This is a genomic window from Marinilabilia salmonicolor, assembly GCF_003003035.1.
Lineage (GTDB): Bacteria > Bacteroidota > Bacteroidia > Bacteroidales > Marinilabiliaceae > Marinilabilia > Marinilabilia salmonicolor_A.
In genome coordinates, this window is record NZ_PVTS01000013.1 from 133,028 (window position 1) to 156,005 (window position 22,978).

Here is a 22,978-nt window from a genome sequence, read left to right on the forward strand (position 1 = left end):
GGGGTTGACTATGTCAATCCCGTTTTTTTGTGTCCTTCAATATTGGCATTTCCACAGGCTTTTGCTATTTTAAGGGCATTGAATCTCACATCTCCTTTAATAGATCTCTCATGGAATTAAATATTACGCACAGTCGCTTCTCCGAAACAGCTTTTGATCAGTTGATGCAAAACCGCATTCATAAAGTGCTGTTGATTTGCAGTTCTTATGATGCTTTTATGCTGGAGGAGGACGGGCGCATTGATGAACAGTTGTTTAATGAGTATGTCTCTTTAAGCCTGCGTTATCCCCCGCACTTCATTCAGGTCTCTTCAGCAGAGGAGGCTTTTGCTGTTCTGGAGGAGGAGCAGATAGATCTGGTGATTACCATGCTGAGTGTGGGAGGGATGGATCCATTCTCTTTGTCACGTAAAATTAAGGAATCCTTCTCGCAGGTGCCCATTGTTGTACTGACCCCGTTTTCAAGGGAGGTATCTCTTCAGCTTAGCAGAGAAGATACCAGTGCCATTGATTATGTTTTCTGCTGGCTTGGAAATTCCAATTTATTGTTGGCCATCATCAAACTAATTGAAGATGGCATGAATGCCGAACACGACATAGGTGAGGTGGGAGTCCAAAGCATTCTTTTGGTGGAAGATTCTGTGCGGTTTTATTCCAGCTACCTTCCATTGATTTACAAGATTGTTTTTAAGCAGTCTAAAAAGTTCATGCACGAAGGCCTCAATGAACATCAGATGATGATGCGAATGCGCGGAAGACCAAAGATTTTGCTTGCGCGGACCTATGAGGAGGCTGAAGCTTTTTATGACAAGTATCGCAACAATCTGTTGGGGATTATTTCTGATGTTTCCTTTAATCATGATGGCAGGAAGGAAGTTGGTGCCGGGGTAAATCTTGCCCGGAAAGTGAAGAAGGATAATCCTTATATGCCTTTTATGCTTCAGTCATCGGATGCTAAAGTCTCTGAAGTTGCCAAGGAGATGAAGGTGGGGTTCATTCATAAACACTCCAAATTCCTGCTGAAAGAGCTGAGGGATTTTCTGAATACCTATCTTGCTTTCGGGGATTTTGTGTTTATTGACCCAAAAACAGGAGCTGAAATCGACCGGGTGGGAAGCCTTCGTGAACTGCAGAATAAATTAATGGATCTTCCCGATGATTCACTTCATTACCATTTTAAGCGCGACCATGTGTCCAAGTGGCTTACTGCCCGGGCATTATTTCCGATAGCCGATGTGGTGCGACAGTTGAAGGTGGATGATGATGCCAATATGAAGGCGCATAAAGAACGTCTGGTCCGCTTGATTTCAGAATTCAGGAAGAGTAAGAGTAAAGGGATTATTGCTTCGTTTGATCGGATAAGATATGATGAATATATGACTTTTTCGCGTATCGGACAGGGATCGGTTGGCGGTAAAGCCCGCGGACTCGCATTTCTGAATACGATCATTAAGCGTCATTCAGAGTTGAACCAGCACCCTGAGGTCAACATCATGATTCCGCGTACCATTGTGCTGGGAATCGATGTATTCGAAACCTTTATGGAAGAAAACGATTTATACGCCGTGGGGCTTTCGGATATGTCGGATGAGGAGATTTTACAGCATTTCATTAAAGGAAAATTGCCGGCTCATTTGTATGCCGACCTGCTTCGTTTTGTGCAGGTCGTGAAACGCCCGGTTGCGGTGCGTTCGTCAAGTGTGCTGGAGGATAGCCATTATCAGCCCTTTGCAGGAATTTATACCACCTATATGATTGCACCATCCTGTGAGAAACAGATGGTGGAGCAGCTGCTCGATGCCATAAAATGTGTGTATGCTTCGGTTTATTACAAATCGAGTAAAGCTTATATGGATGGTACCATGAACCTGATTGATGAGGAACGTATGGGTATTGTCCTTCAGGAAGTTGTTGGTCAGGCACATGAAAACCGCTTTTATCCTACATTTTCCGGTGTCGCACGATCGGTCAACTTTTACCCTATTCCGCCCGAAAAGGCTGAGGATGGAGTGGTGAATGTGGCTTTGGGACTTGGTCGCCAGATTGTGGAGGGAGGTGCTTCCCTAAGGTTCTCGCCACGATACCCGGCCAAGGTGCTTCAACTCTCGTCTCCGGAAATGGTGGTACGGGAAACCCAGAAGTCTTTTTTTGCACTCAATCTGGATGCCACTAGTTTTGAAGCCTCGGTAAATGACGGGGTGAATATCCTGAAGCTGAATGTAGGGGATGCTGAGAAGGATGGTTCACTGAAGTGGCTGGCTTCTGTATTTGATATGCAGAATCACATGATCAAAGATGGGCTGATGGCTGATGGACCGAGGTTTATCACTTTTGCCAATATCCTGAAATATGATGCCTTTCCCCTTGCCGATATTGTAAATAAAGTGTTGCATATTGGCCAGGATGAGATGAAACAGCCTGTCGAGATCGAATTTGCGGTGGATCTACAGACGCCAGATGGCAAACCGGTGTTTTACCTGCTTCAAATCAGACCCATTGTGGACACCAAGGATCCTTCCGGACCTGATTTGTCTGATTTTGAGCCTGAAGATTGTCTTATCTATTCCAATTCAGCACTGGGCAATGGGGTGGTGAATGATGTGCAGGATATTGTATATGTGAAACCTGAAACATTTAAGCCATCGCTGAATCCGGAAATTGCACGACACATAGAAAAGATCAATGATAAGTTACAAAAGGCCGGGAGACCCTACCTTCTTGTTGGCCCCGGTCGCTGGGGGTCTCAGGATCCCTGGCTGGGAGTGCCGGTCCGTTGGGGACAAATTGCAGGTGCCAGAACCATTGTGGAAATGGGACTGGAAAATTATCATGTGGAGCCGAGTCAGGGAACACATTTTTTTCAAAACCTTACCTCATTGCGGGTAGGCTACCTTACAATCAATCCTCATATTGGAGAGGGAAACATCAATATGGAGATGCTGAACAGTCACGGCGCAGAAGAGGAAACAGATTATGTAAGACATGTGCATTGCTCCAAACCTTTCTCAACTATGATTGACGGGAAAAACAATAAGGGAGTAGTGGTTTTTAGTGAATAAAACGAGTCCCGATTATTCGGGATGCGTTCCCTTTACCAACATCTTCTATCTTACAGTAAAAAAGTCATCGCAAGTGCTCACCTCAATTAAATTTTGAGGCATAATGGGAATATGACAGATTTGGCTCGTCCCCGGAGGGGGCAAATTTGAATAACCCCGGGTCGATAACCCGGGGTGAAACTGAAGGAATGAGGGCAGGTCCCCGAATGGGGGCCAACTATTTTGCAAGTGACTACCTCAAAATTACAAATCAAAAATCTTATAGGCTACAGAGAATGTCAGGTTGTTGTTAACCCTTTTCAGTTCGGTGGAGGAATCTCCCAGCCCCCATGAATATCGGACATCCAGATTTAATTTTCCAAATTCAACACCGCCGCCTGCCTGGAAACTCCACTGGGCATTTTTCATATTTTCGGAAACGGAATCATAGTTGTTGATGTCTCCCCATTTGTTTTCTTCACTTGCCACAAAAGAGGCCATGGGGCCACCGACTCCGTAAATGTTCAGGACCTTCAGGTCAATTAGTCTTAGGTGAGCCAGCAAGGGAATATCCCAAGTGTGGTATTCAGTATTGACGGTGTTGTCAAACTCTCCGCTGAAGTTTGTTTCACCTCCTTTTTTCACATAAAGAAGTTCGGGCTGAAATGAGAGGTTTTTGATCAGTCTTATACGGGCGAAAGCTCCAAGCATAAGCCCGCCTTTAGCTTCATCTTTTGCATCCGAGAAGGTGTATTGCTGATCTCCTGCCATAATTTCACCTGCATTGTCAGTCCGGAACTTGGATGAGTTGTAACCGGCTTTGACACCAATTGCGAAATTACCCTGGGCCATGCTGTTGAACATCATGGATGTTGCTGCGAGCATGATACTCAAAAACAAAATTTTCTTTTTCATAACTTTCTTTTTTTGTTAGTGCTATTTTATCAGGTTATAATTAAACTAAGTTATTGGCCTGATGGAACTCACATGTCAGAATATTATACATGATCCTTTGTGGTTTCCTAGCCATACTCGTTTCAATAAGCAATTTGGATGCCATAATTGTTTCCTGCTTCCGAAGAATAATCCGGCTGTCGATTCTGGCAGGAAAGATTAAAAATGCTTATCTTCAGCACTTCCTGAAGGCGTTGGCTCCATGACTAATTTCAAGTTTTTTTTCATCTTTTTCCTCCTTTTTTTGCAATACCAGGCAACTGTGAAGGCTCGCCCGAATGTGGGAGAGGATGTATTTACGGTGAGTGGTTATGTGAAGGATGGAGCAACAGGAGAAATGCTGGTGGGTGCATCTGTGATTGTACGTGGCAGCGGTACCGGTACGGTAACCAATGTTTATGGTTTTTTTTCAATAGAACTTTCACCGGGAGAACAGATTTTGCAATTTGGCTTTTTAGGATATCAGCCGGTGGAGAGAATAGTTTCACAGACGACTCACCTGACTGTGGAGATGATTCCACAGCCTGAATTGCTGGAAGAGGTAACCATAGCGGGAGAGGAAGGAGCCGTTTCTGTACGTTCTTCACTGTTAGGGTTGGAACGTCTTGAGCCTTCATCCATTGGTCGGATGCCTGTGCTTATGGGGGAAACCGACCCATTGAAGGCCATTCAGATGTTGCCGGGAGTTTCTGCCACCAGTGAAGGCTCCAGCAATTTCACTGTCAGAGGAGGAAATCCTGATCAGAATCTTTTGTTGATGGATGAAGCCATTGTTTACAATGCCGGACATTTGCTGGGGTTCTTTTCGGTTTTTAATAATGATGCCATCAAATATGTAGAGTTGTACAAGGGCGATTTTCCTGCTTCGGAAGGCGGTCGGTTGTCTTCTGTGCTTGATGTGCACACCCGCGATGGGAATATGAAACAATTTCAGGGATCTGCGGGTATAGGTTTGATTTCCAGCCGACTCAATCTTGAAGGACCAATAAAAAAGAATAAAGCCTCCTTTCTTTTTACCGGACGACGCACCTACGCTGATCTGTTTTTGCCATTGGCCAGTGATGAGGAGTTGCACGACAATCAACTCTATTTCTACGATACCAACTTTAAAATGAACTGGATTGCCGATGAGAAAAACCGGTTTTTCCTGAGTGCTTACCTGGGGCGCGATGTTTTCAGGGACGAAATGGCCCGACTCAATTTTGGAAACCGTACTTTATCGCTTCGCTGGAATCGGGTGTTTTCTCCCTCTTTATTTGCCAATTTTACCTTTGTAAGGGGGCAGTACGACTACTTTCTGGGTACTTCCGAAACCGACATCGATGATATGGAGTGGGTTTCGGAATTTAATGACTATATGTTTGGGGCGGATTTTTCCTGGTTTCTTGCACCTGAGAAGACATTCCGGTTTGGAGCAAGATCCTTTTTTCATAGCATCGCTCCCGGAGATGTTACCGGCCCGGATGAGAATTCGTTTCTGAAGGAGGTGGAACTGCCGCAAAATAATTCGCTTGAGCATGGAGCCTATGTGAGTTACAGCAACCGGATTGCTTCCTGGTTGAAGCTCAGGGTGGGTCTCAGGTATTCCCTTTTTCAGAATGTTGGGCCCGGGAAAAGCTTCCGGTTTGATGATGCTTATGAAGTTACAGATACCATCAGCTATTCATCAGGAGATATTTTTAATTCTTACCACGGGCTTGAGCCACGTGCGGGAGCATCGGTGTTTCTGTCGCCCCGGCTCACAGCCAAAATAAGTTACAGCAGAACCCGTCAGTATATTCAATTGGCCAGTAATTCTACTTCTTCTACGCCGCTGGATGTGTGGTTTCCTGCATCACCAAATGTGAAACCGCAAACCTCTGATCAGGTCTCTTTAGGGCTTTTCGGTAAGTCACGCAATGGCGTGTTTGAGCACAGCATCGAATTTTTTAATAAATGGATGGAGAACACCATTGATTTTAAGGATCATCCCGACTTGCTGCTCAACGAAACCATTGAGGGAGAGGTGCGTTTTGGAAAAGCCTGGGCCAGAGGTTTTGAGCTGATGTCGAAGTGGAACACCGACCGTTTCTCCGGATGGGTGGGATATACATTTTTGAAATCGGAACGGGTGGCCGGGGGAATTAACAATGGGAAGCCCTTTTTGTCGCCTTATGACCATACCCATGATGTCTCTGTATTTGCCGATTATCGCCTGGCCTCGCGTGTGTCGCTGTCGGCCAACTGGGTTTACTACACCGGGTCTCCGGTGACTTTGCCTGTGGGCAGATTTGATGTTGGTGGAACGATGGTTCCGTTGTATTCCCAGCGCAATGGAGAGCGAATGCCTGATTATCACCGTCTGGACTTTTCCTGTATTATTCACAGTAAACGTGGAAAGGAAAAAGGGGGAGAGTGGGTGTTTTCTTTATACAATGCTTATGGACGAAAGAATGCATGGGCAATCAATTTTGTGAATGACGAGGAAGGAGATTCAGGTATAAGAGCGGAAAAAACATATCTTTTTTCGGTTGTGCCCTCTGTTTCCTATACGTTTAAATTTTAACGAATGAAGCAACTTGTTTTTATCATCAACATAGTTATGGCGGTTTTTCTAAGCTGGGGGTGTGCCGAGTACATCGATCTTGACCTGGAAACAAGTGATCAGAAACTGGTAGTGGATGGCATGATTACCAGTGAAAGACATATACAATATGTGCGTTTGTCCCGATCTGTGGCTTTTATGGATGATACAGTTTCTCCTCCGGTATCAGGGGCCAGAGTTTTACTGTCGGATGGTTACAATGTGGAAACTCTTCGTGAAGCGAATGAGATGGCCGGTTTTTATGTGGCAAAGAATGGTTTTGCTGCCACTCCCGGAAATTCTTACGAGCTGACTGTTTCGGAGGTGGATATAGATGGTGACGGGGTGGAGGAGTCGTATCAGGCAATTTCTTATATGCCACATGTAAACAAACCTGATTCTATCGATCTCTTGTTTGATGCATCCTGGGAGATGTGGAAAGTATTGCTGTGGTTTAACGATCCGCCCGACTCGGAAGATTATTATCTTTTTCGGGTATTGCTGAATGGGACGCTTATTTCAGAGCGGATTTCTGAGTTTACCGTGGTGAGCGACCGCTTTTTTGAGAATGGCAGAGCCGATGGTGTCTGGGTGCAGTCTATCAATGCCAATGAGGAGGCAGAACCATTACAGGAGGGGGATGTTGTAACGCTTCAGATGTGTGGAATTACTGAAGCATATTTTGATTTTGTGAAAAGTGTTCAGCGAGAAGGTCGCGGACAGTATCCTCTGTTCAGTGGGCCCCCGGCCAATGTGCCCGGTAATATCAGCAATGGGGCACTGGGGTTCTTTACAGCATTTTCGGTCTCTTATGCCAACCTGGTCGTTTCAGCCGGCTTACTGGAGGAAAAAAACAATTCCGATTAGGTCTGGATTATCCGTTAAAACAATGGGAGTAGTTGATTTTTTTATATTGCCTATAAAAAAATCAACTACTCCCATTTTATATTCTACTGACTATTCTCTACAAACTATTCCCTAACTCTAATGTAATGATGATCCAATAATGTTGAAAAACTCTTCACGTGTAGCCTGGTTCTTCAGAAAGGCACCTGTGAAATCAGAGGTGGTGGTGACCGAATGCTGCTTTTGTACTCCGCGCATTTGCATGCACATATGCTGGGCCTCGATTACTACAGCCACACCCAGGGGATTTAATGTGTTATGGATGCATTCTTTTATCTGAGTAGTCAGTCTTTCCTGAACCTGTAGGCGGCGGGCAAAAGCTTCTACCACGCGTGCAATTTTGCTCAATCCGGTGATGTGGTGGCGTGGGATATAAGCCACATGAGCTTTGCCGAAAAAAGGAAGCATGTGATGCTCACACATACTGTAAAGTTCGATGTCTTTAACGACCACCATTTGCTGATAATCTTCGCGGAACATGGCCGATTTCAGTATGTCTTCCGGATCCATATTGTACCCCTGCGTCAGGAATTGCATGGCTTTAGCCACTCTCAGTGGTGTTTTTTCCAAGCCCTCTCGGGTTTCATCTTCTCCGAGCAGCTTTAATACTTCTGTGTAGTGATCGCTGAGTGCTTCAGTGGTTTTATCGTCGTATGATTCAATTTTGGCGTATCCGTTGTCGCCATGGAGTGTATGTTCCATTTTATTTGTTTTTAATATGGCAAGCATCAGATGGGTTGCCGTTCTGGTTTGTAAGTAGTAAAGAGAAATAAAAATCAAAAATACAAAACCAATTGGAACTTGCGGGAAAAAGATCAGATAATTTCAGGTTCGCTTTAAGGCTTAACCTCAGCCTCAACCTCAGCTAACTCATCACCACCCTGTAAATCCCCCCCGGTTTACTCTTTACCAGTCCCTTAAATTCCAGGTCCAGCAGGGTTGCTGATAATTTACTGACGGGCAGGCCACATTTGAGGCTCAGCAGATTCAGATTCATCTCCTGTTCCTCAATCAGGCTTTCCATGATGGTTTGTTGTTCCTCTGTTTCGATAGTGGCAAACAGATTTCCCTGCACCGGTGGTTTTTTCTTCGTGTCCCAGCCCAGCGCATATTCCAGGTCTTCAACCGTTTCGATGAGGGCTGCAATGTTCGATTTGATAAGATAATTACAACCTGCAGAAAAGGTATCTCCCGGTCGGCCCGGGAATGCCAGTACGTCACGGTTGTAGTCTCTGGCCAGTTCGGCAGTAATCAGGGCCCCACCCTTGCGAGCCGATTGCACCACAACCAGGGCATCTGACAGCCCGGCAATGATGCGGTTGCGTTGCACGAAGTTGTATTTGTCAGGAACTGTTTCGCTGATAAATTCCGTCATCAGGGCTCCCTGTTCCAGCATTTCTCTGGCGGTATTGCGATGAATGGACGGATAGATGCGATCCAAACCATGAGCAAGCACCCCAATGGTTGGTAATCCGTTTTTCAAAGCTGCTTTGTGTGCGCAAATATCCACTCCGTAGGCCAGTCCGCTGACAATCACAGTCCCGGGATGTCTGGTCCCCAGGTCAGCCACCAGTTTTTCACACAGGTCTATACCTTCATCTGAAGGGGTGCGGGTGCCTACGATTCCAATCATTCGGGAGGCCGTCTGATGTTCCTGTCCATGAATATAAACCATCAGTGGCGCATCCTCACAGTAGGAGAGTCGGCTGGGATAATCGGTGTCAGAAAAGAAGAATGGTTTGATTTGATGTTTGTCGATGAATAGTACTTCTTTATCAGCACGTTTCATGAGCTCATTTCTGTCTATGTTCATGAGTAACTGACTGAGGGCTGGCCCTATTCCGGGGACTTTGGCCAGTGTGGGAATTTTTTCTTCAAAAAGAGCCGATTCGGACCCCAGATATGCAATAAGGTTTCGGGCCAGCTTGGGGCCTATGCCTTTGATGAGACTGAGCGCTATCCGGTGTTGTAGTTGTTTGTCAGACACAGTGTTGGGTTTTGGGTTTGCAGCTGTGAATTTATGGATTTTTTCGGTAAAAGTAAATTTTAGTCAGTATTCATTAGGGAAAGGAGAATGGTAGCTGTTTACTCAGAACCCGAAACTCAAAACCCGCAACCCGGAACTCAAAACTCATCCTCCCTGCGCACTACCCCCTAACCCCCTGAAGGGGGAACTACCACTCTCAGAACCAACACGGAACCAGAAACTCAAAACCCGGAACCCAGAACCCGGAACTCAAAACCCGGCCCCAACGTTCCAGCTAACCCCGGTGGTCACCATTCCCGGATTTCCCCGTCCCACTTCTATGAGCATGCTGAAGCGGTCGGTTAGAAAATACCGCAATCCGAAAATAGGGCGGATGCGAACCTTGACGTCCGATTCTTTATTGTTTTCAAAGGCTTCTGTTTCAGTATTCCAGACAGATTCCTCTGTGGATTTTTCAAAGGCCAGTTGAGCCACCCCGGAAACATAAAAGTCAAAATCGCCCAGGAACCATTTATATCCGCTCAAAGCTTCAATCCAGTGTGCGTAATGGATGGTGGCAACAGCCCCCGTGCTGAATGTGCTGTAGCGTAATTCATTGTTCGGGATGGTGTCGTTGTTGTATTTGTCGCGGTTGTAGCCGATAAAGCCCCCGGCACTGAAATAATCATTGATTCCCCGTTCCACAAAGAAGGAGGTAGGTGGAATTTTACTGATGGAATAGCCGTCATAGTTGTCAGAATCCGAATAATCGGCAAAGGATATTTTGGGGCTGATGAGCCAGGAGTCAGCATTGTATTGGGCGCGGATTGCGGATGCTGCGAGAATCAGTATAAGGATTAAATGTAATTTCTTTTCCATGTTCAAAAAAGATATAGTCAGTAGTTAGTAGTTGGGGGCTTCGGGCACTAAAACGCTGATTAAACCAATGGTGTTGTGTAAATTGTATATCCTAACGGTGTTTTGGTTTTAATAAGAAATGAGTTTACAGGTAAATTCATTTTTTTGGGTGGGAATTGAGCGTCACAAATGTACAATGAAACGGCATTTCTTCAAAAACGGGATGTGGTTATTTGGTTTTAGAAGATTGTTTTTTCTACGTGTCACCCCATCCGGGGCTACCATACTGCCGCCCCTGCCGGGGCTGTTTCAATTTGAACAGAAAAACCGAATGTGATTTGTCCTTTACCTGTGATAGGGGAATATTATTTGGGATATTCGAAATTATCAATGTATTTGCCTCAGCCCCCGGAGGGGGGCGACAGTTTGGTAGATAGATGACAATATACAAGATAAGCCCCGGCGGGGTGACAGATACGACCAAAACGCTTATTTACCATAATCATCACCCTCTTAACCGAGCTTGATAAAAAGCCTCTATTCTTCCACCAAAAACCTTAAATCTTCCATTAATACACATTGTCTTTCTTGCTGATGCCCTTGAAATTACCCATGGTTCAAATGTTAAAATTCAGTGATACTGATATTTTATGCCTTTCAGGGCCAACTTTTTTAATAGTTTTGCGTAAAAATATTACCTGAGATTTTTTGTTTTTTGCATAAATTAATGTTTTTTTATGTTTAAGAATGTGAGACCTTTATGTGGTGCCCGTCTATAAAGTCGGAAAAGTTTGTAAAAAGTCATGTGTCTGGTCAGAAAGTGCCAGTTGCAAGGCTTGCGAAGCTGCCAAAAACGGAGTTTACTTGGGTCAATGAGTGATTTGGCGGCAAGCGTAACGACGCAAATGCTATTTTATGGACAGACATTATGTAAAGGCAATAAATTCAGGGATTAACCTTATATACAACCCCGCCCAAAAGGAAAAAGAAAAGAAAACCCCGACTGCAAAAATGTTCTGACTTTTTTGTTTTTAAAAATTGGCAGAACGCTTAATGATGCAGTCTGAGCTTGTGACACCAAGGGCCATGGATGATCACCTTCTGACAAAATAGAATCCCGTTTATGGTTTTGGTGTATGGTAACCGTTGTAATTGATAGTTACCGGTTGCAGGTTTTAATGCTTCCCGCGTGGAGCAAAATTTGTATAAGCGGATGAATAAAGGTTTACAAGGAAAGAGGAATTCGATCATCAATAACTCGCTGAAAAGTTTGCTGCTTTTTGTCGGGCTTTTTGTGTTTGGGGGATTTGTTCATAATTTAAATGCACAAACTTACATTAATGTTTCCCTTACAACCTGTGGAGGTAGTTTTCTTACAGGTGATCAGTTGATGGATGCTGGTGGAGTTCCTGATGGACATAGGTCTGGTGGAACATGGATTGATGATGATGGATTGACTTTCTCGGATTATGGGGCTAATCCCCTTATTACAGGATTTGATGAAAGTGTAGGAAGTTATTCCATCCTTTGGCAAAGAACTCCTTCCAAAATTTATTCTTTTAATATTTCGGTTCCTTCAACAGCTGTTTCCTATTCACTTTTAAATGAATCCGGTAATTCCTCTGATGTAATTAGTTCAGGAGCTATCCAAGATTTTGAGGTAACTCCTACCAATGGTTCCTCCATTGTTTTTTACGAAACTGTAATGCCAGATGGTACTCCGTCAGTTGTTCAGAGTGGATCTTCCTCGACTTTTTCGTATAATGTTCCGGCAACCGGAGTTTATCAAATTCATGCGGTAATTACTGACCCGGGTGGCTGTGTTGTAATGACTGACCCGATTGAAATATCGCAGGGAACCTTACAACTTAGAGTCGAGGGAGGACAGTCAATTTGTGATGGGACCTATGGGTACAATCTTTTTGTCAGACCATATGACCCGGATCTCAACTATGCCTGGGAGTATGATGATGGTTCCGGGTGGACGGTAATTGCCCCTTCTTCTCCATATGATGCAACAACGGTTACCGGTCCTGGCGATTACAGGGCTTTTGTTTATACAGGTAATTATGGTAACAGACAGCATACCTCAGAAATTGTAACAGTTCAAAACTACTCATTACCTGAGGTTACCATTGATCCATCCGGATTTGCTGCTTTGTGTGATGCGACGGCAGGAGTAACCCTTGAAGGACGCATGGCTACGTCACATTCAGAGCCTGTCACTTATGAGTGGACCCGGAATGATATTCCTTATAGTACAGGGGATTTGAATGCTTCGCCCTATACGAATTCCAGTACGGTCTATTCAACTGCTTCGTATGACTTTCGGGTTTATGAAACCAATAATCCCTTGTGTTATCGTTCGGCAACAGAGGATGTTACCGTGGTTACACCCATGGCAACAATGGAAGCCGAGAATATGGGCGGCTGTGGCCCAGTGGAACCCTCATTTCTTGTTGAGATAATAGGACAGCCCGGAGATAGTTGGGATGTGACTATTTCTGATGGTAGTGGTGGGACTGCCACTGCATCTCTTAACGATCCGGATAATGATGGGGCAACTTCAGCATCTATCCCCTGGGGAGCTGTAATTAATACTTCTACGACATTCTCATTAAATGCTGTTTCAACTTCTGCCTGTAATATTACAGACTTTAGCAATCCTGTTCTTTTTGAGATTAATAATTATCCACTTATATATGATGTTTCCGGTATAGGATGTGCTGGTACCAATATTCAGATTGATTTGTCCGATAGTGAGGGAGATGTGGATTATGAGCTTTATGGACCTTCAGGTACCGTTATTGCTACTCAAAATGGAACTGGAAATCCCATTAGTTTTAATGTTTCAGCAGCTGCTGCGGGTGATTATGAAATAAGAGGGGTTCGTGGTACTTGTACAGAATGGATGAATGGGACGATCACTGTTGCCAATACACCTGTCGATAAAACAGTAAACCTTATCGGGTCACAATGTTCGGGCGATACTCACACAATAAGAGTATTGGCTTCAGAGGATGGAGTGTATTATTCTCTTTATCTTGACGATGGAACATTGGTGCAGTCGCCCCGTACCATTGCAGGAGGGGGTGATCTTGATTTTTCCGGTGTTGATATTGCCGGAACTTATGAAGTGCTTGCTGAAAGGGGATCGTGTTCACGTATAGTCGGTAGTCCGGTTAGAATTTTCAAAACCCCGGATATGCAAAACATTGTGGATACTGAGGGCTGTGAGGGTACCCCGTTAACAGTTGCGTTGGACGGGTCAGAAAATAATTTTGACTATCGTTTATTTGATAATATAAATGGAACCGGAACTAATATTCAGACCCGAACCGGAGATGGAAATCCAATAACATTTAGTAGTAGTATTTCTGCCGGAGGTACTTATTCTATAATTGCTTCAAATCCATTAAGTCCCGGAGGTGCATGTACAACTGATCTGGGGGATATTGTTATTTATGAAACCCCCGATTTAACTTATACGCTTTCAACTACTACAGTTGGACCTGTGTGCGAAGGGGGATCACATACCATTCAGCTTTCTGATTCGGAGGTAGGTGTTTTATACAGACTTTACCGAGACGATTTTACCGGATCTCCGGTTACTTCAGTATGGGGAGATGGTAATGATGTCAATTTTCCTGTTCCTCAATCGGTTGCCGGAACTTATCTGGTAGCGGCTGTTAATAATAATTGTGAATATCCTCTGACCGGTCAGCAGGTTGTGATAAGTGAAACACCTGACGATTTTGATGTTACGGGTGGCCCTTTTTGTGTAGGAGAGAATGTAACTATTAATGTTTCTAATTCCGAAACCGGTGTTTCTTATTTATTGTATAGAGATGGTTCCCCTTATGCCGGCTCTGAGCTGAGTGGGACAACAGGCTCCCCTATTCAGTTCTCAGCTGCCTATCCTGAAGGAAATTATACCGTTGTTGCCGAACTGAATGGCTGCATGACACCTATGAACGGAAGTGTAGATGTCAATCCAATACCGGTTGTTTCGATCGCTCCTTTTCCTGATCATTATTGTTCAGGGGCAGGAGATCAGACAATTTATGGAAATCCGACAGGGGCAAATACCGATAATAGCTGGTTGGTTCAGGGGCTGGGCAATCCATCATGGTTTACAAATCATGATGGAAGTTCTGCAACTTTTAATGTTGATGATGCCTTGTTAAACGTTAACGGATCCCAAACTTTTACCTTTGTATATACTTATACCAATCCAATTACCGGATGCTCTAATTCGGCATCAGAAAGTACAACTTTCCATGAAGATCTGACGGACAATATTGATTTCCGGTATCAGGATGCTACCGGTTGGCATACCTTTCCTGCTACAGGAAATCTGATTCTTTGTCAGGATGATGCCTCTATTAATCTTGAAGGATTCTTTATTGATACAGGAGTTGCCATTGGTGGCGGTGACTTTTCCGGTAATGGCGTGGATGATGCTACTGCTGATGATGGCCTGGCAATTTTTGATCCGGCAGTAGCCGGCAACGGGACTCATACCATTACGTTCGATTATACCGATATTAATGGATGTTCGGGAAGTGTAAGTTACAATATACAAATTGGAACAAATCTTCAATTTAGTAGTAATCTTGTTGATACTTATTGTATTAGTGATAATTCTACTTATACCATTTATGGAGAACCGGTAGATGGAACATTGCCTGATGGTGGAACTATTAATCTTTACCGGACAACTTTGCCGTTGGATGGCACAGAAACTGCTATAAGTACGGTAACCAGTACAACAGCCAACCCTGAAATGGATTTTGTTCCCTCGAACCTGGGAGCAACTGATGAAAACTATGTGTTTGAGTATAGTTATGATTACAATGGTTGTGAAAATATTATAACCCATGAAATTCTTATCCCGGCTGAACTGGATGCTTCATTTACCAGTCCTCAAACTGAATTTTGTATAAACGATTCCCCCGTTCTCTTTACACCCACGCAGCCAGGTGGTAACTATTCAGGAAATGGTGTGTCGGGTGACAGTTTTGATCCCTCTCTTGCCGGACAAGGGGTACATGATATTACCTATTCCATAAATACCGGTGGTTGTTATTCTGAATCAACTATTTCGTTAACGGTTTATGATCCTCCGATTGCTATTGTTTTGGCTGATAATGAATTTTGCCAGAATGATGCTACCCTTTATCCGCTACAGACCAACAATCTTGTATTGTCAAGTGGAGTTTATGATGCTGATGCCGGATTTGAAAGTGCAGAATATACTTTTTCTGCACCGAATGAGTGCCTGTTTACTGTGGACGGCGCTGGTAACCGTACTTATTTTCAAACAAATACTACTCCTGTAGGTGATGGAGATGCACCCATTTATTTTGATCCTACATTAGCACCTGTTGGTACATTTGATATTACTTTAGTTTTTGATAATACCGCTGCCGGACAATGTGAAAAGACTGAGACTTTTGAAGTAACAGTTATAGAGACTCCTTCAGTTAACTTCGGAACTACTGATCCTCTTGAATTCTGCCAAAACAGTTCTCCTGTTATTTTTGAAGGCCGATATGCTGGTGGTGGTGCGACTGGTTTAGGTTATTTCATGCTCGGAAGCCCGGGCAACCCTACTGCTCCTGGAATTGACAATGAAGTTGATGGTGCCGGAACTGATAACAACGGTCGTGCAGAGTTCGATCCATCACTGGTTGCTGCATCCTCGGCAGAACAGATTACTTATGTTTATGAGCAAAACGGATGTACTTCCACCCGTACCAAAGAATTTAACATACGTTCGGCACCAACTGTCTTTGACGTAACTCCGGCTACACCTAACGGAGGAATTTATTGTTTTGGAAGTGATGCAACTATAGGTTTGAGTTCTTCAGAAGAAGATGTGTTTTATGAATTGTTAAGAGATGGGACTGTTGTAGATGATTATACTGGTTTAGCGTCGGAAACTTCTTTTACTTTTCCGGCGGTAACCGAAGAAGGTACGTATACTGTGCGTGCTGAATTACCTGCTACTGCGGATGCCTGCACCTCCATGATGAACGGCTCCGTCGAAGTTCGCGAAAACAAAGTAACTGCAGTTGTTGACTATACCATTAACCCCACCTGCAATGGGGCACTTGACGGAGAAATCCATGTTTCCGCTTCCAGTCTTTCTTCTGATTTTACTTATACCCTTGCCGAGGATGATGGAACAGGAACTTTTACTGATATTGCTACCAGTAACACCGGTGAATTTACCGGTTTGGGAGGTGGTATTTATGAGATTACTATAGTTGATGGGTACGGATGTCCTCTTGCTGAAGCCTTAAGCACAGTTACGTTGACTGAACCTAATGCAATTGCATTAACGCCAAGTAATGTAAATGATGTCACCTGCTATGGTTGGAATGATGGTTCTTTTAGAATTGCTGCAACCGGCGGTAAATCAGGAAGCTATGAGTTTAGTTTGAATGGAACACCATGGGTAACCAACGGTTCCTCCCAATATACCTTTACCAATTTATATGCAGGTACCTACGATGTGCAGGTGCGTGATGCCGGTAACCCTTCATGTGTTCAGACACTTGCAGCTGGTAATGAGGTTGATATTGATGAACCGAATGGACCGGTTACTATAGCCAGCAGCAGTAGTGTGACTAACGTTGATTGTACCACTCCTGGCGAGATACAAGTCGAGGGTGACCAAGCAGGGTATTCTGGCGCCTTTAATTATGTTTTATACAGAGAGGCCTCCCCGGGTAACTGGGTGCAGGTAGATGATGATAATCAGCCGGATGGTACCCCTGCAGTGTTCCCCATAACCATTGGCGGAGATTATCGGGTAGATATCTTTGGTGAGAATAACTGCTCAACATCAGGCTATTACAATGTTAAGGCCCCGGCCAGTAAACCTGTCGTTAATTTGGAGGCTATTACCAATGAATCTACTCCGGGTGCAGGAGATGGTAGTATTGAAATCGGCATTACCGGTGGGGTTGCTCCTTTTATAATCGACTGGACAGGCACGGGTGTTACCGATGGAGTGACGCTTCAATCGAATTTATCAGCCGGAACTTACTCTGTTAGAGTAACTGATGCCAATGGTTGTTTTGACGAATTGCTCAATTTGGATGTTGATGACAATGATGCCCTTGGTTTAACTGTCTTATCCAAAAATCCTGGTCCATGCTTCGGCAACAACAATGGCGAAATCAGTCTGACTGCCACAGGTGGTGTACTGCCTTATGCACCTATTACACTGACCAACAGTAGTGGTGATGTGATTACTCCTTCTAGCTCCGGAGATACTTATGCCAACTACACCGGGTTGGTGGCTGGAAATTACACTGCCACAGTGGTTGATGGTCAGCCGCTTAGTTATTCTGAAAATATTACACTTTCCCAAGATCCTGAATTGATCCTCTCCTTTACCAAAAACTCAGATGCTGAGTGTTTTGGGGGTAATGGTGAGATAACTTTTAGTGCAACCGGTGGAACCGGAGTAGGTAGTTATGAGTTTACAGTTATACCTCAAACTGGAACACCTGATACTTATGCTGCTGGTCAAAGTAATCTTCCATTATCAGCCGATACTTACGAACTTCAGGTTCGCGACGCTGACGGTTGCTACGACAACCACTTCTTTGAAATCACTGAACCCAATGAGCTTACTGTCAATGTGGAAGATATTCAGCATGTGAAATGTAATGCTGGCAATGATGGAGAAATAACTGTTTCAGTAAATGGGCGACCTGGTGGGACAACCTTTGATTATGTCTGGGAGTATAATGATGGTGTTTCTGGTTGGAATCTGCATAGTAGTGTTACCGGAACTTCTTCCAATACCATAACTTCACTTTTTGCAGGAACCTATCGTGTTTCTGTGAGAGAATCCGGAACGACTTGTCCATTAAGTGTTTCTGGTAACATTGGTGTGGATGAACCTATGCAGCTTGACTTACAAGTTGAAAATACAACACATGTTACCACTTGTAACGGAGAAAGTACCGGAAGTGTGCGTCTGTCTGTCACTGGTGGCACCGGACTTTACATAATAAACTACGGCACAGTCTCAGATTCATGGGATGGTCTGAACGATTACACGGTTACAGGACTTTCAGCCGGTTCTTATACTTTTGAGGTGGTTGATGACAACGGATGCTCATCTACTGAAAGTGTGACCATTACAGAACCAGATCCATTTTCTGTAAGCGTTACCGATTACGGTATCGAATGTGAGGATCTGACCAGCGGTTACGTAAACTTCGATGTTTCAGGTGGTTTGGATGATGGCGCCGGTAATTATACCTACCATGTGCGTGTGGTTCGGCAGGAAAATAATCAGGTTTATATTAGCAATGATGTTACTGTGGCTGCACAGCCGGAAACAATTTCAAGTGATGCTCTCATTGCTGGAGCTGACAAATTAATCGAAGGCACTTACACCCTTCAGGTTTACGATGCCAATTCTTCTGATCCTTCAAACTGTATGTTTGAAACTCAGTTTTCATTAGAGAATATCACCATCGAAGATACATTAGTTCATCCTACGTGCAGTGGCCTGGACAATGGAAGTATCGATATCACTGTTAGCGGAGGATCAGGTGTATATAATTATACTTGGTACGACGGTTCGATTGCTCCTGGAAATGAATTGTCATCCATTACTAATGAAATAATAGACCTTTCACCGGGTACTTATTTTGTAGAGGTAGAAGATGATAATGAAGGTTGTGTTATTACCCGAGATTATACCATAGCTTATACCAATACGTTAGCTGTCGCTGTTTCTAAAACAGATGTCAGCTGTTTCAACAGCACTGATGGTAGTGTAACTGCTACTGCATCAGGAGGCGTTGCTCCTTATGATTATATCTGGGAAAAATACAATACTACAACAAGTGCATGGGAAACCCTGATGAACAGTCAGACACTTGATCCTGTAGGAATTGGTGATTACCGCGTGACTGTGACTGATGCTAATGGTTGTACCATAGCAGCTGATCCATCAACAACTGTAACAGTTGGTCGTCCAGATGATTTTACTATTGATAGTCATGCAGTTAATAATCATGTTTCCTGTAATGGTGGAAGTGATGCTAGTTTTACAATAATTCCTGATCCTGATCCTGTGGTTTCAGGAAGGAACTTTGAATATAGTATTGATGGCGGCACCACCTGGCAAATCAACGAAACTTTCTCCGGTTTATCTGCCGGCGGTTACCAGGTTTCTATGCGCGAACGTGATTCGGCTCAACCTTATTGTACCAAGTATGATATTGAAAGTGTTGTAATTACAGAGCCTTCGGCGTTGGTTGTTGATTTGGTAAATATTGTTCCTGTTGATTGTAAAGGAAACAGTACCGGTTCTATTGAAGTTGAAGTTCCGTCAGGAAGTGGCACATCACCCTATACTTATCAATGGTATCGGGTTACTGGTAGTGGTAATATAAGTATTTCTCCTTCGCTGCCTGCAACTCCGTATCTTGCTGAGGGTCTTAGCGCCGGCGATTACCGGGTTCGTGTGACTGATGACAATGGTTGTGTGGTATGGTCAATGATTTATGAAGTGACCGAGCCCTTGACTTCTCCAACCATCACTGTGGAAAGCGTGATCAATGTTTCTGCTGCTGCTGGTAACGATGGAAGTATCGAAGTCAGTGTAACCGGCGGAACAGGTGTTTACTCCTTCGATTGGGAAGAAGTGGATGGAACTGGTGCTCTGATTGATGATCTCAGTACACACCCTGATGATAATTCCAATGTTATTGATGGCTTATCAGCCGGAAATTATAGGGTGAATGTATTGGATGGCAATAGCTGTCCTGTTAGTCAAATCGTTACAATAACAGAGCCGGGTGCCTTATTGCAATTAAATGCATCAAGTGTTTCTCCTCAACCGTGTAATGACGCTGTAAATGGAGAAATTCAATTAGTCGCTACCGGAGGTCAGGCGCCTTATACCTTCACACTTACACGTCAGCCGGGTACAGCTATTGCTGCGTCCAGTATATCAGGAGGTTTTGCCTATTACGACAATCTCGAACCGGGTTATTACAACGCTCAGGTCGAGGACGACAACGGTGTGGTTGAAACAATTACCAATATTCATCTGACTGTTCCTGATCCTGTCGCGCTGACAGTGACCAAGGATAATGATGCTACTTGTTATGGAAACAGCGATGGACAGATCACTATTCAGGTTACGGGGGGAACGCCTTTTGCAGGAGATCCATTGGATGCTTCCATTCCTGATGTAGATTACTATTCTTATACCATCACTCCCCAAAACGGATCTGCAATAAACGGATTTGTTGAAGATGATGGCACAGGCAACTTTGTATTAGTGAATAATACTTTACCTGCTGATGATTATGAAATCGTAGTCGCTGATGCAAACTACTGTAGTGATTTAGATGCTTTTACGATTAATCAGCCGAACGAGTTGACCATTGATTTGACAGGAAAACAGGATGTTACCTGTTTTGATGGCAATGATGGTTCGCTTTCTGTGAAAATTAACGGTCGTCCTGCAGGTACTTCTTTTACTTATATTTGGGAAATTGACGCAGACAAAAATGGTACCTGGGCTGCTTACCCTGCAACTACAGGCACCTTAACCAATCTTGAGTCCGGGTATTACAGAGTTACTGCTGAAGAGGCATTAACCAATTGTCCGGTTCCTCCATTAACAATAGAAATAGATGAGCCCGCTGAAGTCGTGCTGACTCAGGTGGCTAAAAACAATGTGACCACTTGTAATGGAGATAACTCAGGAAGCGTACGTTTTTCTGTAGTCGGTGGTACTGCACCTTACACTATTAAGTATGGTACCGTTGAAACTTCATGGGATGGTACCGGAGATTTCACTGCCACAGGTCTTACCGCTGGTTTCTATGACTTTGAAGTCTTTGATGCCAATGGTTGCAGTGATGATATTCCGAATGTGGAAATTACAGAACCTGCTCCCTTACAAGTAACCAATTTTGATTACGGTATTCTGTGTGATCAGCTGACCAGTGGCTGGCTCATTTTTGATGTTGCCGGTGGTGTGGACGATGGAGGTTTCAGATATGATGTTCGTCTGATACGTCAGGAGAACAATCAGGAATATTACAACAATATTGAAACAACTTCCCCGGTAAATATTACCAACCTGATCGAAGGAACTTACACCCTGGAGGTTTTCGATGCCAACTCCACAGCTTCTGATGGTTGTTTGTTTACTTATGATTTTTCATTAGAAAATATTTCTATTGATGCGACTGTGATTCAGCCAACTTGCAGTGGTCAGGACAATGGAAGTATCGATATTACTGTCACTGGTGGCTCAGGAAGTTATACATACAATTGGTCTGATGGTTCAGGATCTTTTACTTCCACCGATGAAGATATTTCAAATCTGGCACCGGAGACTTATACCTTAGTGTTGACAGATGCCGTTCATGGATGTAGCGTACTTCCGGAACCAGAGTTTGATCTTAATTATACCAATACCCTTTCCGTTGATGCTTCAGCCTCTGATGCAAGTTGCTATAATGCAGCAGATGGCAGCGTTACTGCTACTGCAACAGGTGGTTTAGCTCCTTATGATTATATATGGGAGAAATACAATTCAACTTCAGGACTATGGGAGCCATTGGCGAATCGCCAAACCATTGATCCTGCAGGACTTGGAATCTACATGGTTACTGTTGTTGATGCTAATGGATGTGAAGTAGCTACGGAAAATGATCCAACCAGTGTTGATGTATTAACAGTTGGGCAGCCGGATGATTTTAGTTTTTCAATTGTCGATCCTGTTGCCGATATTACGAATGTCACCTGCAATGGAGGCAACGATGGTAGGTTTGAGGTAACTCCCAGTCGGGCAGACAACTTCGAGTACAGCATTGATGGTGGAGCCACCTGGCAAATCAGCCCGGTATTTGACAATCTCGCCGCCGGAGTGTATGCTGTTTCCATGCGCGACCTTGATACCAGTGCGCCTTATTGTACCAAGTTAGATATCGATAATGTTGAAATCACCCAGCCCGATCCGATGGTGATTGCTCTGGATAATCTTGAAGACGTTGATTGTCATGGAACAGCTACGGGATCTCTGATTGAGGTAAGTGTGGGCGGTGGAACTCCCAATATGACCAGTGGAACACCGGTTTATACTTATCAATGGTATCGTGTTGAAAGTGGTGTGAATGATATTTTGGTAGGAGAAAACACTAATGTTTTAGCTGATCGTCCCGCCGGAGATTACCGTGTGCGCATTTTCGATGATAATATTTGTGATCTTTGGTCGGATATTTATACTATTTCCGAACCGGCAACTGCTCCGGCCATTACCATTGAAAATGAAGTGCATCCAAGTGCACCGGGTGCTTCTGATGGTACCATTACCATCAGTATTTCAGGGGGCACCTCTCCATACAGCATTGCATGGGTAAATGCTGCAGGCGTTAGTTATGGAACAGATGCTTCCATCTCTGGCCTTGTGCAGGATAGTTATACAGTCACCGTTACAGACGCTAATAACTGTCAGGTAGATGAAACTATTACTTTGGCGGATCCAGGCACAGCGCTTAATCTGACGATTGAAGAACAAACTCCTCCTGGTCCTTGCAACGTATCCACCCCAGCAAAACCTTATTCCTGGAGTAATTTTTTATCAATAAATTGCGGCAAAAGTTCTTTGAAATTTTCGGCAGGTGTGATGTGGAT

7 protein-coding genes and 1 pseudogene are annotated in these 22,978 nt (G+C 44.0%); 4 read left to right on the forward strand and 4 right to left on the reverse strand.

The features are described 5' to 3' along the window. Nucleotides 1–110: 110 nt before the first annotated feature. Nucleotides 111–3,059 carry a PEP/pyruvate-binding domain-containing protein gene (locus BY457_RS13640; protein WP_106153876.1) on the forward strand — a complete coding sequence of 983 codons (2,949 nt, stop codon included), beginning with the start codon at nucleotides 111–113 and terminating at the stop codon, nucleotides 3,057–3,059. A 243-nt stretch (nucleotides 3,060–3,302) separates the two neighbouring features. Here BY457_RS13640 and BY457_RS13645 read toward each other — a convergent pair whose 3' ends face one another. Then, nucleotides 3,303–3,953: a porin family protein gene (locus BY457_RS13645; protein WP_106153877.1), complete on the reverse strand. Its 651-nt coding sequence runs from the start codon at nucleotides 3,951–3,953 to the stop codon at nucleotides 3,303–3,305. Nucleotides 3,954–4,254: 301 nt separating this feature from the next. Here BY457_RS13645 and BY457_RS13650 point away from each other — a divergent pair, with 301 nt between their 5' ends. Next, nucleotides 4,255–6,537, forward strand: coding sequence for a TonB-dependent receptor (locus tag BY457_RS13650; RefSeq protein ID WP_258176737.1), 2,283 nt, complete (start codon nucleotides 4,255–4,257; stop codon nucleotides 6,535–6,537). Nucleotides 6,538–6,540: 3 nt separating this feature from the next. Continuing rightward, complete coding sequence (locus BY457_RS13655) at nucleotides 6,541–7,422, forward strand: DUF4249 domain-containing protein (RefSeq protein WP_106153879.1); 882 nt, start codon at nucleotides 6,541–6,543, stop codon at nucleotides 7,420–7,422. A 117-nt stretch (nucleotides 7,423–7,539) separates the two neighbouring features. Here BY457_RS13655 and folE read toward each other — a convergent pair whose 3' ends face one another. From folE to BY457_RS13670, 3 genes are all read right to left on the reverse strand, one after another. Then, nucleotides 7,540–8,163, reverse strand: a complete 624-nt coding sequence (gene folE, locus BY457_RS13660; protein WP_106153880.1) for a GTP cyclohydrolase I FolE — start codon at nucleotides 8,161–8,163, stop codon at nucleotides 7,540–7,542. Nucleotides 8,164–8,326: 163 nt separating this feature from the next. After that, on the reverse strand, nucleotides 8,327–9,448 hold the full coding sequence (dprA, locus tag BY457_RS13665) for a DNA-processing protein DprA (protein ID WP_106153881.1): 1,122 nt from the start codon (nucleotides 9,446–9,448) through the stop codon (nucleotides 8,327–8,329). 249 nt (nucleotides 9,449–9,697) lie between these two features. Continuing rightward, nucleotides 9,698–10,306 carry an outer membrane beta-barrel protein gene (locus BY457_RS13670; RefSeq protein WP_106153882.1) on the reverse strand — a complete coding sequence of 203 codons (609 nt, stop codon included), beginning with the start codon at nucleotides 10,304–10,306 and terminating at the stop codon, nucleotides 9,698–9,700. 1,192 nt (nucleotides 10,307–11,498) lie between these two features. On the opposite strand from BY457_RS13670, the pseudogene BY457_RS13680 reads away from it, so the two are divergent. Beyond that, a pseudogene (locus tag BY457_RS13680) lies at nucleotides 11,499–22,978 on the forward strand (hypothetical protein); the annotation flags it as partial.